Here is a 14,931-nt window from a genome sequence, read left to right on the forward strand (position 1 = left end):
CTCAGATCCCGATCATGGGCAGCAGCCCCTGGCGCCAGAGCAACAGGGCCAGCCCGGCGACAAGGCCGAGCGCCACCAGCTGTGCCGCGACCAGGCGGAGAAAGCCGGGGCCGCCGCGCAGCCCTGCCAGTTGTTCCCGCGCCGCTTCAAGCCGGATGGCCTCCACCTGGTTGTGCAGGCGGCGGAAGGCCATGGCGTCCAGCTCCGCCTCCGCCTTGGCGCGCAGGGCGTCGCGATCGGCGGGCGGGCCGGTCTCCACCGCCAGGGCGAAGGCCAGCAGGTCGCGCAGCCGCTCGTCGGGCTGGCCGGAGAGAAAAGCTTCCAGGCAGGGCTGGGGCAGGGCATCGGGCAACAGGCGCGCGATCGGGCGCGCTGTGGACAAGCGGGCCGCCGCCGCGCCGGTTGGCGACGGACCCGTGACGGAATCTGTAGACATGTTTTTGTCCGTAAGGCGTGCCGGCTAGGAAGCAGGGGACTGGCAGCCACCCAAATCTATAGCAAGAGACATCCTAATGAAATCATTCCGCCAGTCCCGATGCCGCCCGTGGCGGCCTGCTCATGCGGCCGCGGTCGGTGGCTCCGGGCCCTCCGGGAAGTCGGGCGCCGGGATGGCGAGATAGGCCATCCGTTTCGCCTCCATCCGTCCCCGCGTCACAGTATCCAGGATCAGCCCGCAGGCGAGCGACAGGAAGGCCAGCAGGACCAGCCCCATGGACAGGATGGCGGTGGGCAGCCGGGGCACCAGCCCGGTGGCGAAGAAGGTGTGCAGGACCGGGACGGCCAGCCCGACGCCCAGCCCCGCCAGCATCAGCGCCGCCAGGGCGAAGAAGGGCAACGGCCTTTCCCGGCGGACCAGCAGCAGGATCGCGCCAAGGATGCGAAAGCCGTCGCGCCAGGTGTTGAGCTTGGATTCACTGCCGGGCGGCCGGGCACGATAGGTGGTCGGCACCTCGCCCACCGGCATGCGCAGTTCCAGCGCATGGACGGTGAATTCGGTCTCGGTCTCGAAGCCCTCGGCCAGGGCCGGGAAGGATTTGGCGAAGCGGCGGGAAAAGACGCGGTAGCCGGAGAGCATGTCGGTGATGCGGTTGCCGAAGATCACCCGCACCATGCCGGTCAGCACCAGATTGCCCAGGACATGACCGGGGCGGTAGGCGGCTTCCGTCTCGGTGACGCGGGTGCCCGTCACCATGTCCAGTTTTTCCGCCATGGCGAGGCGCAGCATCTCCGGCGCGGCGGCGGCATCGTAGGTGTCGTCGCCATCGACCAGCACGTAGAAATCGGCCTCGATGTCGGCCAGCATTCGGCGCACCACATGGCCCTTGCCCTGCTGTGCCTCTCGCCGCACCAGGGCGCCGGCGGCGCGCGCGGCCTCCACGGTGCCGTCCTGGCTGTTGTTGTCATAGACATGGATGGCGGCGCCGGGCAGGGCGGCGCGGAAGCCGGCGACCACGCGCGGGATCGCCACGGCCTCGTTGTAGCAGGGGATCAACACCGCGATGCGGGGGGTCATCTCAGGCCCTCAAACGCCGGGCGCGCGCTCCGCGCGCTTGGCTTCGCCGCAGGGGCGGCGGCGGCCATCCGGCCGCTCGGCCGGCGAAGCCGCCGGCCGCAGGTGGTGCAACGGCTTGGGGTCATGCGGTTGCTGCCTTGAAGACGAAGCGGCGCGAGAGCCAGAAATTGCCGACCATGCCGGCCAGCGCGCCGGCGGCAACACCCAGTACGGGATGGGCGGCGACCAGCGGCACGAAGGCGATCAGCGCGGCGTAGGTGCCGTAATTGCAGGCGAAGCCGATCAGATTGACCAGCAGGAACAGCGCCCATTGCCGCGCCGCCGGCGCCTGGCCCGAATCCCGGAAGGTCCAGGCCCGGTTCAGCGCCCAGGTCGTCGTCGCCGCCGCGACATAGGAGACGGCGCGGCCGGAATAGAGGCCGAGTCCCAGCGCCAGCCCCGCATAGAGCACGGCGGTATCGACCACGAATCCCACCGTGCCGACCACGCCGAAGCGCAGGAATTGCAGCAGCCCGTCGCGGCGTGCCGGCCCCAGACGCGCCATGAGGGTTCGCGCGATCAGGGTTTCGGCGGCGTTGCGTGCGGGCATGTCGTTTCCATGGGCGTCAGTTGGGGACGCTGTCCGAACCGTCAAACCACCGCAGCGTGACCAAAAGGCGGCAGCTTGCCGGCAGCCGGATGGGCTGCGAGCCTTCGCGGCGAATGGGAATGAGGCAGGCGGATGCGGATCGGCGTCGTGGGGCTGGGGCAGATGGGCCTGGCCATGGCCGGGAGGCTGGTGGACCAAGGCGTGGAGGTTCTGGGCTTCGACCTGGATGCCGGCCGCCGCGCCGCGGCGCAAGCCCGGGGGGTGACGCTGGCGGAGACGGCGGAAGGCGTCGCGGCACCGGTCGTGCTGCTCTCCCTGCCGCAGGACCGCGCGGTGGAGGCGGTGCTGCTGGCGCTGTTGCCGGCGCTGCCGAAGGGCGCCGTCATCGCCGATACCTCGACGCTCGACCCGCAGGCCGCCCGGCGCTTCGCGGCGGCGGCGGCCGACTGGGGGGTGGACTATCTGGATGCGCCGGTCTCCGGCGGGCCGGCCGGGGCGGCGGCGGGGACGCTGGCGATGATGCTCGGGGGCGAGGCGGCGGCCATTGAACGCGCCTGTCCGGCCCTGGCCTTGGTGGCGGCAAAGCTGGTGCATGTGGGGGCCGCGGGCGCTGGGCAGGTGGCCAAGCTGGTGAACAACCTGATGGTCGCGACGCATCTGGCCGTGGCCGGGGAGGCGCTGCGCCTCGGCGCACTGGCCGGTGTGGCGCCGGAGGCGCTGCTGCCGGTGGTCAACGCCGCCTCCGGCCGTTCCGCCGCCACGGAGGTGAATTTTCCCCGCTGGATTTTGACGGGCGGCTTCGATTCGGGGTTCTCGGCCGGGCTGATGCGGAAGGATGTGCGGCTGGCCCAGGCGCTGGCCCTGGATGTCGGGGCGGAGCTTCCGGTCTGCGAGGCGGCCGTGGCGCGGTGGGAGACGAGCGAGGTCGAGGACGCCGCCGATTTCAACCGCGTCGCCGCCGCAATCCTGGGGGGCGCGTGAGCATGTTCGATGCCAAGGCGGTGCTGGCCGAGGAAGTGGCGCGGCTGCTCGGCGGGCGTATCGGCAGTGTGGTGCAGGGCGAGGTGCTGGAGGGGCAGGGGGCGACGATCGCCTTGCAGGACCCGGCCACCGGCCAGGTGATGGCCAGCTATGCCGATGCCGGCACGGATGTGGCGCGCCAGGCGGCGGAAGGTGCGGCCCAGGCGCAGCGAGTGTGGATGGCGCTGAGCGCCGCCGAACGCGGCCGGCGCATCTGGGCGCTGGGCGCGCTGCTGCGGCAGCATGCGGAGGCGCTGGCGCGGCTCGAATCCGCCAATGCCGGCAAGCCCCTGCGCGACTGCCGGGCGCAGGTCGCGCGCGTGGCGGAGATGGCGGAATACTGGGCCGGCTGGTGCGACAAGATTGAGGGGCGCACGGTGCCCGTGCCCTCCGGCCATACCGTTATCATCCGGCGGGAACCGATGGGCGTGGTGCTCGCGATCACGCCCTGGAACGCGCCGATCTTCACCTGTGGCTGGAACGTGTTGCCGGCCATCGCGGCGGGCAATGCGGTGGTGCTGAAGCCATCGGAATATACCCCGCTGACCTCGTTGGCCTTCGGGCTGCTGGCGGTGCAGGCGGGGCTGCCGCGCGGGCTGGTGCAGGTGGTCGCGGGGTTGGGGGCGACCAGCGGGGAGGCGCTGCTGGCGGCGCCGGAGGTGGCGATGGTGACCTTCGTCGGCGGCGCGGCGAGTGCCAGCCGCATCGCCGGGGCCTGCGCCGCGCGGATGATTCCCTGTGTGCTGGAGCTGGGCGGCAAATCCGCCAATATCGTCTTTGCCGATGCCGACCTGCCCGCCGCCGTGCAGGGCGCGCAGCAGGCCATCTTTGCCAGCAGCGGCCAGAGCTGCGTCGCCGGGTCCCGCCTGCTGGTACAGAGATCGGTGCATGACCGTTTCGTGGACATGCTGGCCGAAGCCTCCACCAAAATCCGGCTGGGCGATCCGCTGGATCTGGCGACCGAGGTCGGGCCGGTGGCGACCGCCCGGCAATTCGCCCATGTGACAGAAATGGTGGCGGCCGGCGTGGCGGAAGGCGGGCAGCTTCTGGCCTCGCCGCGCGCCCAAAACCTGCCGGGAGATGGCTTCTGGGTGATGCCCAGCATCCTCGCCGGCCTGTCCCATGACGCCCGTGCGGCGCAAACGGAAATCTTCGGCCCCGTTGTCGCGGCCATCCCATTCGACGATGAGGCGGAGGCCGTGGCGCTGGCCAATGCCACCCCCTATGGCCTGGCCGGCGCGGTCTGGACCCGCGATCTTGGCCGGGCGCATCGCGTGGCGGCGGGGGTGCGGGCGGGCAGTTTCTGGGTGAATGGCTACGGCACCATCCATGTCTCCGTGCCCTTTGGCGGCTTCGGTGCCAGCGGTCATGGCAGGTCTTCCGGGCTGGAGGCCCTGGCCGCCTACACGCAGTCCAAGGCGGTTTGGATCGAGACGGCGGAGACGCCCGCGCTCGGCTTTGGCCATCGTCCCGCCTGATTGTTGCGGTGCTTGCATCGGGACGGGGAAGACTGTTCCCTGTCGCCCGAGGTTTCACGCGGCGCCCCGCCGCGCGGGTTCATGCGGCGCGAGACCGCGCCAGACGTCTGGAGAGTGAAGAAGATGCTGCGACGCCACCTGTTGACCGGCGCCGGTGCGGCGCTTGGTGCCTCCGCCCTCGGCGCGCCCGCCTTCGGCCAGGGCACGCCCGCCGCCGCGCGGGTTCTGAAGTTCATCCCGCAGGCCGATCTGGCCGTGGTCGATCCGATCGTCACCACCGCCTATGTCACCCGCAACCACGCCTATCTGATCTGGGACACGCTGTACGGCTTCGATTCCGACTACAAGGCACAGCCCCAGATGGCGCAGGGCCATACGGTGGAGGATGACGGCAAGCGCGTCACCATCACGCTGCGCGACGGGCTGAAGTGGCATGACGGCACGGCCGTGACGGCGAAGGACTGCGTCGCCTCCATCCGCCGCTGGGCGGCGCGCGACGCGCTGGGCCAGGTGCTGATGACGCAGACGGATGAGCTGGCGGCACCCGACGACAAGACCATCCTGTTCCGCCTGAAGCGGCCCTTCCCGCTGCTGTTCGAGGCGCTGGGCAAGCCCTCCACCCCCGTTGCCTTCATGATGCCGGAACGGCTCGCCAGCCAGGACCCCGCCACGCCGATCCGCGGCGATCTGATCGGCAGCGGCCCGTTCAAGTTCGTGGCCGGCGAACGCGTGCCGGGCGCGCGCATCGTCTATGAGCGTTTCGCGGATTATGTGCCGCGCACGGGCGGCGAGGCGAGCTGGACCGCCGGGCCGAAGGTCGCGAAGTTCGACCGCGTGGAGTGGCATGTGACGCCGGATGCCGCGACGGCTTCCGCCGCCCTGCAGAACGGCGAGATGGATTGGTGGGAGCAGCCGACCGGCGACCTGCAGCCGGTGCTGCGGCGGAACCGCAATGTGGTGCTGGAAATTCCGGACCCGACCGGGCTTCTCGCAATCGCCCGCTTCAACCACCTGCATGCGCCCTTCGACAAGCCGGCGGTCCGCCGCGCCCTGCTCGGCGCCATCAACCAGGCGGATTTCATGACCGCAGTGATCGGCACGGATCGCAGCCTCTGGCGCGAGGGCATCGGCTTCTTCCCGCCGGGCACGCCGCTCGCCTCCGATACCGGGCTGGAGGCCATCACCAGCCCGCGCAACATGGACAAGGTGAAGGCGGATCTCGCGGCCGCCGGCTATAATGGGGAGAAGGTGACGCTGATCGCGGCCTCCGACTTCCCCTCGCTGAACGCTCTGGCGCAGGTCGGCAATGACATGCTGCGGCGCGCGGGCATGAATGTGGATTACATCTCCACCGACTGGGGCACCGTGGTGCAGCGGCGCGCGAGCCGGGAGCCCGGGGACCGCGGCGGCTGGAGCATGTTCTTCACCTTCTGGTCCGGCCTCGACATGTTCAATCCGGGCGTGCACCAGAGCCTGCGCGGCCATGGCCAGCAGGCCTGGTTCGGCTGGCCGACCATCCCGAAGATCGAGGAGCTGCGCGCCGCCTGGTTCGAAGCGCCGGACCTGGCCGCGCAGCAGGCGCTGGGCCGGCAGATCCAGGAAGTCGCCTTCCAGGAAGTGCCCTATCTGCCGCTCGGCCAGTACTTCCAGGCGACGGCCTATCGGCGCGATCTGACCGGCGTGTTGAAGGGCCTGCCGCTGTTCTGGAACGTGCAGCGCGGCTGAGAGGCGCGGGGAGGGGGCGGGCGCTCCCTCCCGCGCGGTTACGGCTTGCGGGATGCGGCAAGGGCTGGTCTGATCCGTTCTCGGGAAGGCTTGAACGGGAGATCAGTATGCTTCGCAGGGACCTGCTGAAGACGGGCGCGGCTGTGGCGGGCACCGCCGCATTGCCGCGCTTCGCCATCGCGCAGCCGGCGCAGAATCGCGTGTTGAAGATGGTGCCGCAGGCGAATCTCACCAGCCTCGATCCCGTCTGGACCACGGCGAATATCACCCGCAACCACGGCCATATGATCTACGACACGCTGTATGGGCTGGACGCGCAGTTCCGCCCGCAGCCGCAGATGGCCGCGGGCCATGTGTCGGAGGATGGCGGCCGGCGCATCATCATCACGCTGCGCGACGGGCTGAAGTTCCACGACGGCACGCCGGTTCTGGCAAAGGATGTGGTGGCCAGCGTCGCGCGCTGGATGAAGCGCAACCCCTTCGGCCAGAAGCTGGCGACGCTGACGGATGAGCTGAGCGCGCTGGATGACAAGCGGCTGCAATTCAGCCTGAAGCGGCCCTTCCCACTGCTGTTCGCAGCGCTCGGCCAGGTCTCCAACAGCCCGGCCTTCATCATGCCGGAACGCATCGCCAGCACCGACGCCTTCACGCAGATCCGGGAGACGGTCGGCAGCGGGCCGTTCCGCTTCAAGGCGGATGAGTACAATTCCGGCTCCATGGTGGTCTACACCCGCAACGCCGATTACGTGCCGGTGACCAGCGGCACGCCGAGCCTGACGGCGGGGCCGAAGATCGTAAATTTCGATCGCGTCGAATGGCACATCATCACCGATGCCGCGACCGCCGCCGCCGCGATTCAGACCGGCGAGATCGACTGGTACGAGCAGCCGCCGCCGGAGATCCAGCAGCTTCTGCGCCGCAACCGCAATGTGCGGATCGAGGCGATCGACCCGCTGCCGCTGACCGGCATTCTGCGCGTGAATCATCTGCACGCGCCCTTCAACAACAAGAAGATGCGCCAGGCGCTGCTGCCGGCCGTCAGCCAGTCCGACTTCATGCAGGCGATCGTCGGCACCGATCCGGCCCATTTCGACGCGGCCACCGGCTTCTTCACCCCCGGCACGCCGCTGGCGAATGACGCCGCCATGGGTGCGCTGACCGGGCCGCGCAGCATCGACCGCGCCAAGGCACTGATGCAGGAGGCCGGCTACAACAACGAGCTGATGCGCCTGATCGGCCCGACCGACATCCTCGCGCCCTCGGCCATGACCCAGGTGGGCGCGGATATGGTTCGCCGCATGGGTTTCAACGCCGACATCGTACTGACCGACTGGGGCAGCACCGTGCAGCGCCGTGCGTCGCGGGAGCCGGTTTCGGCGGGTGGCTGGAGCATGCTGTTCACCGCCTTCTCCTCCTTTGACTTCGCCAATCCAGCGGCGCATTTCCCGCTGCGCGGCAATGGCGCCGGCGCCTGGTTCGGCTGGCCCACCATTCCGAAGCTGGAGGAGTTGCGCGACGCCTGGTTCGAGGCGCCGGACGTGGCCACGGAACAGCGCCTGGGGCGTGAGATGCAGGAGGTGGCGATGGACGAGCTGCCCTACATCCCGGTTGGCGCCTACCTGTCTTTGACCGCGCTGCGCAGCAATCTTTCGGGTCGCGTGCCGGGCCTCGCGCTGTACTGGGGCATCAAGCGCGACTGAGGCTGCGACTGGCATCATTGAAACAGGGAGACTGACGGATGATTGGCAGGCGCGGATTGATGGCGGCTTCGGCCGCGGCAGTGGCGGCCCCCAGCGTGGTGTCGGCGCAGGGTGGCGCGCAGCGCGTGCTGCGGGTGATTCCGCAGGCGAACCTGACCTCGGTGGACCCGGTCTGGACCACCGCGGTGGTCACTCGCAACCATGCCTTCATGCTCTACGACCAGCTCTGCGCCCAGGACAGCAACGGCGACATCAAGCCGCAGATGGTGGAAGGCTGGACCGTCGCCGACGACCAGCTTTCCTGGACCTTCACGCTGCGCGAGGGCCTTGCCTTCCATGATGGGGAGAAGGTCCTGGCGAAGGATGCCGTCGCCTCCATCAAGCGCTGGGCGCGGCGCGATCCTTTCATGCAGGTGCTCAGCGCCAATGTCGCGGAAGTGGAGGCGATGGATGATCGCCGCTTCCGCTTCCGCCTGCACCGGCCGGTACCGCTGCTGACCATGGCGTTGGGCCAGACGCAGTTTCCCTGCTTCGTCATGCCGGAACGCATCGCCAGCACGGACGCCTTCACCCAGATCCGCGACACGGTGGGAAGCGGCCCGTTCAAATTCGTGCCCGGCGAGTGGAACCCGGGCCAGCGCGCCGTCTGGGCGAAGAATGAGCGCTATGTGCCGAGGTCCGAGGCGGTGGATGGCCTGGCCGGCGGGCGCCGCCCGAATATCGACCGCATCGAATGGACCATCATCACCGACCCGGCGACCAGCGCCAATGCGATGATGCAGGGCGAGCAGGACTACTGGGAATATCCGCTGCACGATCTGCTGCCGCTGATGCGCCGGAACCGGGAAATGGTGGTGCAGCAGCGGTTGCTGGACGGCACCTATGGCGTCTGCCGCTTCAACACCTTGCAGCCGCCCTTCAACAATCCCGCGATCCGTCGTGCGGTCGCCATGGCGGTGGACCAGCGCGACTATCTGCGCTCCGTCGCCGGCAATGACCCGGATGGCTGGGGCGTCTGCGAGGGCGTCTTCACCTGCGGCACGCCTCTGGCCAATGAAAATGGCAGCGAGGTGCTGAAGACCCGCAGTATCGAGCGTGCCAAGGCAGCCCTGGCGGCCGCCGGCTACAATGGCGAAAAGGTCGTGCTGATCGCGCCGGGCGACTATCCGCAGATCAATGCGCTGTCGCTGGTCACCGCCGATGTGCTGACGCGCATGGGCATGAACCTGGAGGTGATCTCCACCGACTGGGGCACGCTGGTGCAGCGCCGCGCCAGCAAGGAACCGGTGGAACGCGGTGGCTGGAGCATCATCCACACCACCTCCGCCGGCCAGTCGCTGTCGCTGCCGGTGTATCACCTGTTCCTGCGCGCCAATGCGGCGAATGCCTGGTTCGGTTGGCCGGATGTGCCGGAGATCGAACGGCTGCGCGGCGAGTGGGTGGAGGCCGGCGACCCGGCGCAGAGCCGCCGCATCGCGGAGCAGCTGAACGCCAAGGCGATGGAGTCGATGTACTACATCCCGCTCGGCTTCTACTGGCAGCCCAGCGCCTGGCGCCGCAACGTCACCGGCGTGTTCCGCGCGCCGGCCACCGTGTTCTGGAACATCGGCAAGGCGTGATCCCATGATGCAGATGACCAGGCGTGGCGTTCTCGGTGCGGCAGGTGCGGCGCTGGCAGCGCCCCGCCTGGCGTCGGCGCAGGTGGCGGCAAGCACCCTGCGCTTCGTGCCGCAGGCCAACCTCTCCAATATCGACCCGGTCTGGTCCACTGCCGTGGTGGTGCGCAACCACGGGCTGATGATCTACGACACGCTCTATGGCCTCGGCGCCGGTTTCCAGCCGAAGCCGCAGATGGCAGCGGGGCATGAGATCAGCGACGAAGGGCGGCGCTGGACCATCACGCTGCGCCCCGGGCTGCGCTTCCATGATGGCGCGCCGGTGCTGGCGCGGGATTGTGTGGCTTCCATCGCGCGCTGGTCGAAGCGGGACGTGCTGGGCCAGCGGTTGGATGGGCTGCTGGATGGCATGCGCGCGATCGACGATACGCGCTTTGAAATCCGCATGAAGAAGGCTTGGCCGGGGCTGGCCTTCGCCTTGGGAAAGCCGTCGGCCAATATCTGCGCCATCATGCCGGAACGGGTGGCGCAGACCGATCCCTTTACGCAGATCCAGGATTTCACGGGGAGCGGCCCGTTCCGCTTCCTGCGCGACGAATTTCGCGCCGGCGACCGCGTGCTTTACCAAAAGTTCGATGGCTATGTGTCGCGCGACGAGCCCACGGATTTCATGGCGGGCGGCAAACCCGTCAACTTCGACCGCGTGGAATGGCGGGTGATGCCAGATCCCTCCACCGCCGCCGCCGCACTGCAGAACAACGAGGTGGATTGGTGGGAGACGCCGCTGGCGGACCTGCTGCCGCTGTTGCGCCGCAACCGCGACATCGTGGTGGACTTGGTGAACGGCGCCGGCAATCTCGGCGTGCTGCGCTTCAACTTCCTGCACCCGCCCTTCGACAATGTCGCGGTGCGCCGCGCCATCCTGCCGGCGCTCGACCAGCGTGCCTTCATGGATGCGTCGATCGGCACGGATCCCGAAATGTCCCGCGTGCCGGCCGGCGCCTTCACGCCGGGCATGCCGCTGGCGAATGATGCCGGGCTCGAGGTGCTGTCCGGCCCGCGCAACCTGGCGGCGGCGCAGCGGGCGCTGCGCGAATCGGGTTATGCGGGGCAGCGGGTGGCGATGCTCTCGGGCACGGATATCCCGGTGCTGCAGAACCTGTCCGTGGTGGCGGCGGACCTGCTGACCCGCATCGGCTTCAATGTGGATCTGCAGGCGATGGATTGGGGCACGCATATCCAGCGTCGCACCAATCGCGGCCCCGTGGACCAGGGCGGCTGGAGCGCCTTCTGCACCACCTGGGAAGGCTTCGATGTTTCCGTCCCCGGCAGCCATCAGCCGATCCGCGGCCATGGCAGCGCCGCCTGGGCCGGCTGGCCCACGATTCCGCGGCTGGAGGAGTTGCGCGAGGCCTGGTTCGAGGCGCCCGACCTGGCCGCGGAGCAGCGGATCGCGGCGGAGATGCAGCGCGTGGTGTGGCAGGAGGTGCCCTTCATCCCCCTCGGCCAGGTGCTGCCGCGCATGGCCTATCGCCGCAGCATCACCGGCGTGGTGAAGGGCGGTCCGGCCCTGTTCTGGGGCGTCCGCCGCGCCTGATCCGGCACGGCATCGCTGCCTTGCCGGGAATGGCACGGGATGTGCACCGCAACGAAGGCAGGTGCGCAGTCCGGGGGGGAACCGCTCGGGGACGCTGGCGTGCCGCACAGGGATAAGGCAGTCTGCCCGGAATAGGGGCGGCTGGGGGCAAGGGAATCAGAACAATGGATCGTAGGTCGTTTCTCAAGGCCGGCGCCGCGGCCGGTGCCGTGGCGGCGTCAGGGGGCTATGCCGCCCCGGCCCTGTCGCAGGGCGCCAATGCCCGCACGCTGCGCTTCGTGCCGCAGGCCAACCTGGCCAATTTCGACCCGATCTGGGGCACCCAGTACGTCGTCCGCAACGCCTCCGTCATGGTGTGGGACACGCTCTACGGCTTCGACGACAAGCTGGTCCCGCAGCGCCAGATGGTGGAGGGGGAGACCACCTCCTCCGACGGGCTGGTCTGGACCTTCAAGCTGCGCAGCGGCCTGCGCTTCCATGATAATGAGCCGGTGCGGGCGCGCGATGTGGTCGCCTCCATCAACCGCTGGATGCCGCGCGACCCGATGGGCCAGCTGCTGCGCACCATCCAGAACGAGCTGGTGGCGGTGGACGACCTGACCTTCCGCTGGTCGCTGAAGGTGCCCTTCCCGAAGATGATGATGGCGCTGGGCAAGAATGCCACGCCGATGTGCTTCATCATGCCGGAGCGTATCGCCACCCGCTTCGACAGCTTCACCCAGATCAACGAATATGTCGGCTCCGGCCCGCTGCGCTTCCTGCGCGACGAATGGGTGCCCGGCGCGCGCGCGGTGTTCGGCAAGTTCGATGGCTACGTGCCGCGCGACGAGCCCGCGAGCTGGCTCGCCGGCGGCAAGCGCATGATGGTGGATCGCGTGGAATGGGTGGTGATGCCGGACCCGGCCACCGCCTCCTCCGCCTTGCAGAACGGTGAGATCGACTGGTGGGAAAACCCCATCACGGACCTGATCCCGCTGCTGCGGCGCAACCGCAACATCATGGTCGATATCGCGGACCCGCTGGGCAATATCGGCAGCTTCCGCATGAACCACCTGCACAAGCCGTTCAGCGACGTGCGCATCCGCCGCGCCGTGCTGATGGCGATGAGCCAGGAAGACTACATGACCGCCCTGGTGGGCAGCGATGCCAATCTGTGGAAGCCGCTGCCGGGCTTCTTCACGCCGGGCACGCCGCTGTACACGGAGGAAGGCGGCGACATCCTGAAGGGGCCGCGCAACCTGGATGGCGCCAAGCGCCTGCTGGCCGAGGCTGGCTACAACAATGAGCCTGTGACCTGCGTGGTGGCGCAGGACCAGCCCATCACCAAGGCGCTCGGCGATGTCACCGCCGACCTGCTGAAGCGCATGGGCATGAACGTCGATTTCGTGGCGACCGACTGGGGCACCACGGGCCAGCGCCGCGCGATGAAGAACCCGCCCGGCCAGGGCGGCTGGAGCATGTTCCACACCTGGCATGCGGGCGCGGATGCCATCAACCCGGCAAGCTACAACGCCGTGCGCGCCAATGGTGACGGCGCCTGGTTCGGCTGGCCGACCATCCCGGCGGTGGAGGCGGAGGTGCCCAACTGGTACGCCGCCTCGACCATCGAGGAGGAGCGCGCCGCGATCGGGCGCCTGAACCGGGCGGCGATGGAGGAGGTGGTCTATGCACCGACCGGCTTCTTCCTGAGCTATCAGGCCTGGCGGCGAAACGTCTCCGGCGTGGTGAAGGGGCCGATCCCCTTCGTCTGGGGTGTCAGCAAAACCTGATCCCGCGCGTGGTCCGGGCCCTGGCATGCGCCATGGCCCGGATGGCTGGATGAACTGAAAGGTCTGGGGAAGCGGATGTTCGCCTATATTGTCCGAAGAGTACTCGCCACCATCCCGGTGATGGCGATCGTCGCGCTGTTCGTCTTCTCGCTGCTCTACATCTCCCCGGGTGATCCGGCGGCGGTGATCGCGGGAGATCAGGCGACGCCGGATGATGTGGAGCGCATCCGCGCTAGCCTGGGCCTCGACCGCCCCTATCTGGTGCGCTTCGGCGCCTGGGTCTGGGACATCGCGCGCGGTGACCTCGGCGTGTCGATCTTCACCAACCTGCCCGTCAGCACCATGATCCAGCAGCGCATCGAGCCGACGCTCTCGCTGATGATCGTCACGCTGATCCTGGCCATCAGCATCGCCGTGCCGATGGGCGTGGTGGCGGCCTGGCGGCAAGGCACCACCATCGATCGCGCGGTGATGGCCTTCGCGGTGCTCGGTTTCTCCGTGCCCGTCTTCGTCGTGGGCTATGTGCTGGCCTATATCTTCGCGCTGGAGCTGGATTGGCTGCCGGTGCAGGGCTACACGCCCTTCTCCCGCGGCTTCTGGCCGTGGTTGCAGAACCTGATCCTGCCCGCCGTCGCGCTCGGCTCGGTCTATATCGCGCTGATCGCGCGCATCACCCGCGCCACGATGCTGGAGGTTTTGCAGCAGGACTATATCCGCACGGCCAAGGCCAAGGGGCTTGGCCAGCGGGCCATCCTCTTCGTGCATGCTCTGAAGAACGCGGCGGTGCCGATCATCACCGTCATCGGCATCGGCATCGCGCTGCTGATCGGCGGCGCCGTGGTGACGGAAAGCGTCTTCGCCATCCCGGGCCTCGGCCGCCTGACGGTGGATGCCATCCTGCGGCGCGACTACCCGGTGATACAGGGCGTCGTGCTGCTGTTCAGCTTCGTCTATGTGCTGGTCAACCTTGCCATCGACCTGGCCTACACCCTGTTCGACCCGAGGATCCGGTATTGAGCACCACCACTCTGCCACCCGGCGTGAACGCCGCGGTGCCGATGCAGGACATCATGCCGCCGGTGCGCGCGCGTGGTGGCGCCCTGGGCTTCCTGCGCCGCAACCCGACCATCGCCATCGGTGGTTTCCTGGTGCTGCTGATGATCGGCATTGCCGTCTTCGCGCCCTTCCTCTTCACCCGCGACCCCACGTCGCTGGCGCCGGCGCTGCGCACGCGTGAGCCTTCGGCGCAGTTCTGGTTCGGCAGCGACATGCTGGGGCGGGATATCTATTCCCGCGTGCTGTATGGCGCCCGCGTCTCGCTGACCGTCGGCTTCGCCGTGGCCATCTGCGCCTCCGCCATCGGGCTGTTCATCGGCCTGATCTCTGGCTTCATCCGGGTGGCGGACAGCATCATCATGCGGATCATGGATGGCATGATGTCCATCCCCTCGATCCTGCTGGCGATCGCGCTGATGGCGCTGACCCGCGGCAGCGTGGGCAATGTGGTGCTGGCCATCACCATTGCCGAGATTCCCCGCGTCTCGCGTCTGGTGCGTGGCGTGGTGCTCTCGCTCCGTGAACAGCCCTATGTCGATGCGGCCGTCGCTTCCGGCACCCGCACGCCGATGATCATCCTGCGCCACATCCTGCCGAATACGCTGGCGCCGCTGACCGTGCAGGCCACCTATATCTGCGCCAGCGCCATGATCACGGAGGCGATCCTGTCCTTCATCGGCGCCGGCACGCCGCCGATCATCCCGTCGTGGGGCAATATCATGGCGGAGGGCCGGGCGCTCTGGCAGGTGAAGCCCTATATCGTCTTCTTCCCGGCGCTGTTCCTCTCCATCACCGTGCTGGCCGTGAACCTGCTGGGCGATGGTCTTCGCGACGCGCTCGACCCGCGCATGGCCAAGAGGCTCTGATC

12 protein-coding genes are annotated in these 14,931 nt (G+C 68.5%); 9 read left to right on the plus strand and 3 right to left on the minus strand.

Annotated elements, in window-relative coordinates:
- Nucleotide 1 precedes the first annotated feature (1 nt).
- The 3 genes from ACVFYP_RS17400 to ACVFYP_RS17410 all read right to left on the minus strand — a co-directional run bounded on the left by ACVFYP_RS17400 (nucleotide 2) and on the right by ACVFYP_RS17410 (nucleotide 2,102).
- Nucleotides 2–382: a hypothetical protein gene (locus ACVFYP_RS17400; protein WP_499201464.1), complete on the minus strand. Its 381-nt coding sequence runs from the start codon at nucleotides 380–382 to the stop codon at nucleotides 2–4.
- A gap of 174 nt (nucleotides 383–556) precedes the next feature.
- A complete protein-coding gene (locus ACVFYP_RS17405) occupies nucleotides 557–1,513 on the minus strand; it encodes a glycosyltransferase family 2 protein (protein WP_499201465.1) in 957 nt (318 codons plus the stop codon).
- 121 nt (nucleotides 1,514–1,634) lie between these two features.
- Entirely contained in the window at nucleotides 1,635–2,102 is a 468-nt protein-coding gene (locus tag ACVFYP_RS17410) for a GtrA family protein (RefSeq protein WP_499201466.1), read from the minus strand.
- Nucleotides 2,103–2,234: 132 nt separating this feature from the next.
- Between ACVFYP_RS17410 and ACVFYP_RS17415 the strand changes: the two genes are divergently transcribed.
- The 9 genes from ACVFYP_RS17415 (at nucleotide 2,235) to ACVFYP_RS17455 (ending at nucleotide 14,929) form a co-directional block, all read left to right on the plus strand.
- Nucleotides 2,235–3,083, plus strand: coding sequence for an NAD(P)-dependent oxidoreductase (locus ACVFYP_RS17415; RefSeq protein ID WP_499201467.1), 849 nt, complete (start codon nucleotides 2,235–2,237; stop codon nucleotides 3,081–3,083).
- A gap of 2 nt (nucleotides 3,084–3,085) precedes the next feature.
- Nucleotides 3,086–4,600, plus strand: a complete 1,515-nt coding sequence (locus ACVFYP_RS17420) for an aldehyde dehydrogenase family protein (RefSeq protein ID WP_499201923.1) — start codon at nucleotides 3,086–3,088, stop codon at nucleotides 4,598–4,600.
- A 123-nt stretch (nucleotides 4,601–4,723) separates the two neighbouring features.
- Nucleotides 4,724–6,325 (plus strand): ABC transporter substrate-binding protein, encoded by a 1,602-nt coding sequence (locus ACVFYP_RS17425; protein ID WP_499201468.1) that lies wholly within the window; start codon nucleotides 4,724–4,726, stop codon nucleotides 6,323–6,325.
- Nucleotides 6,326–6,432: 107 nt separating this feature from the next.
- Nucleotides 6,433–8,025: an ABC transporter substrate-binding protein gene (locus tag ACVFYP_RS17430; protein ID WP_499201469.1), complete on the plus strand. Its 1,593-nt coding sequence runs from the start codon at nucleotides 6,433–6,435 to the stop codon at nucleotides 8,023–8,025.
- 59 nt (nucleotides 8,026–8,084) lie between these two features.
- Nucleotides 8,085–9,644, plus strand: coding sequence for an ABC transporter substrate-binding protein (locus ACVFYP_RS17435; protein ID WP_499201470.1), 1,560 nt, complete (start codon nucleotides 8,085–8,087; stop codon nucleotides 9,642–9,644).
- Nucleotides 9,645–9,657: 13 nt separating this feature from the next.
- Nucleotides 9,658–11,238 carry an ABC transporter substrate-binding protein gene (locus tag ACVFYP_RS17440; RefSeq protein WP_499201924.1) on the plus strand — a complete coding sequence of 527 codons (1,581 nt, stop codon included), beginning with the start codon at nucleotides 9,658–9,660 and terminating at the stop codon, nucleotides 11,236–11,238.
- A gap of 164 nt (nucleotides 11,239–11,402) precedes the next feature.
- Entirely contained in the window at nucleotides 11,403–13,007 is a 1,605-nt protein-coding gene (locus ACVFYP_RS17445; protein WP_499201471.1) for an ABC transporter substrate-binding protein, read from the plus strand.
- Nucleotides 13,008–13,082: 75 nt separating this feature from the next.
- The gene (locus tag ACVFYP_RS17450) at nucleotides 13,083–14,024 is read left to right on the plus strand and encodes an ABC transporter permease (RefSeq protein WP_499201472.1); all 942 of its coding nucleotides are present in this window, start codon (nucleotides 13,083–13,085) and stop codon (nucleotides 14,022–14,024) included.
- Nucleotides 14,021–14,929: an ABC transporter permease gene (locus tag ACVFYP_RS17455; RefSeq protein ID WP_499201473.1), complete on the plus strand. Its 909-nt coding sequence runs from the start codon at nucleotides 14,021–14,023 to the stop codon at nucleotides 14,927–14,929. Before ACVFYP_RS17450 ends, ACVFYP_RS17455 begins: the two co-directional genes overlap by 4 nt.
- Nucleotides 14,930–14,931: the final 2 nt, after the last annotated feature.

The organism is Roseomonas sp. F4 (genome assembly GCF_053891155.1).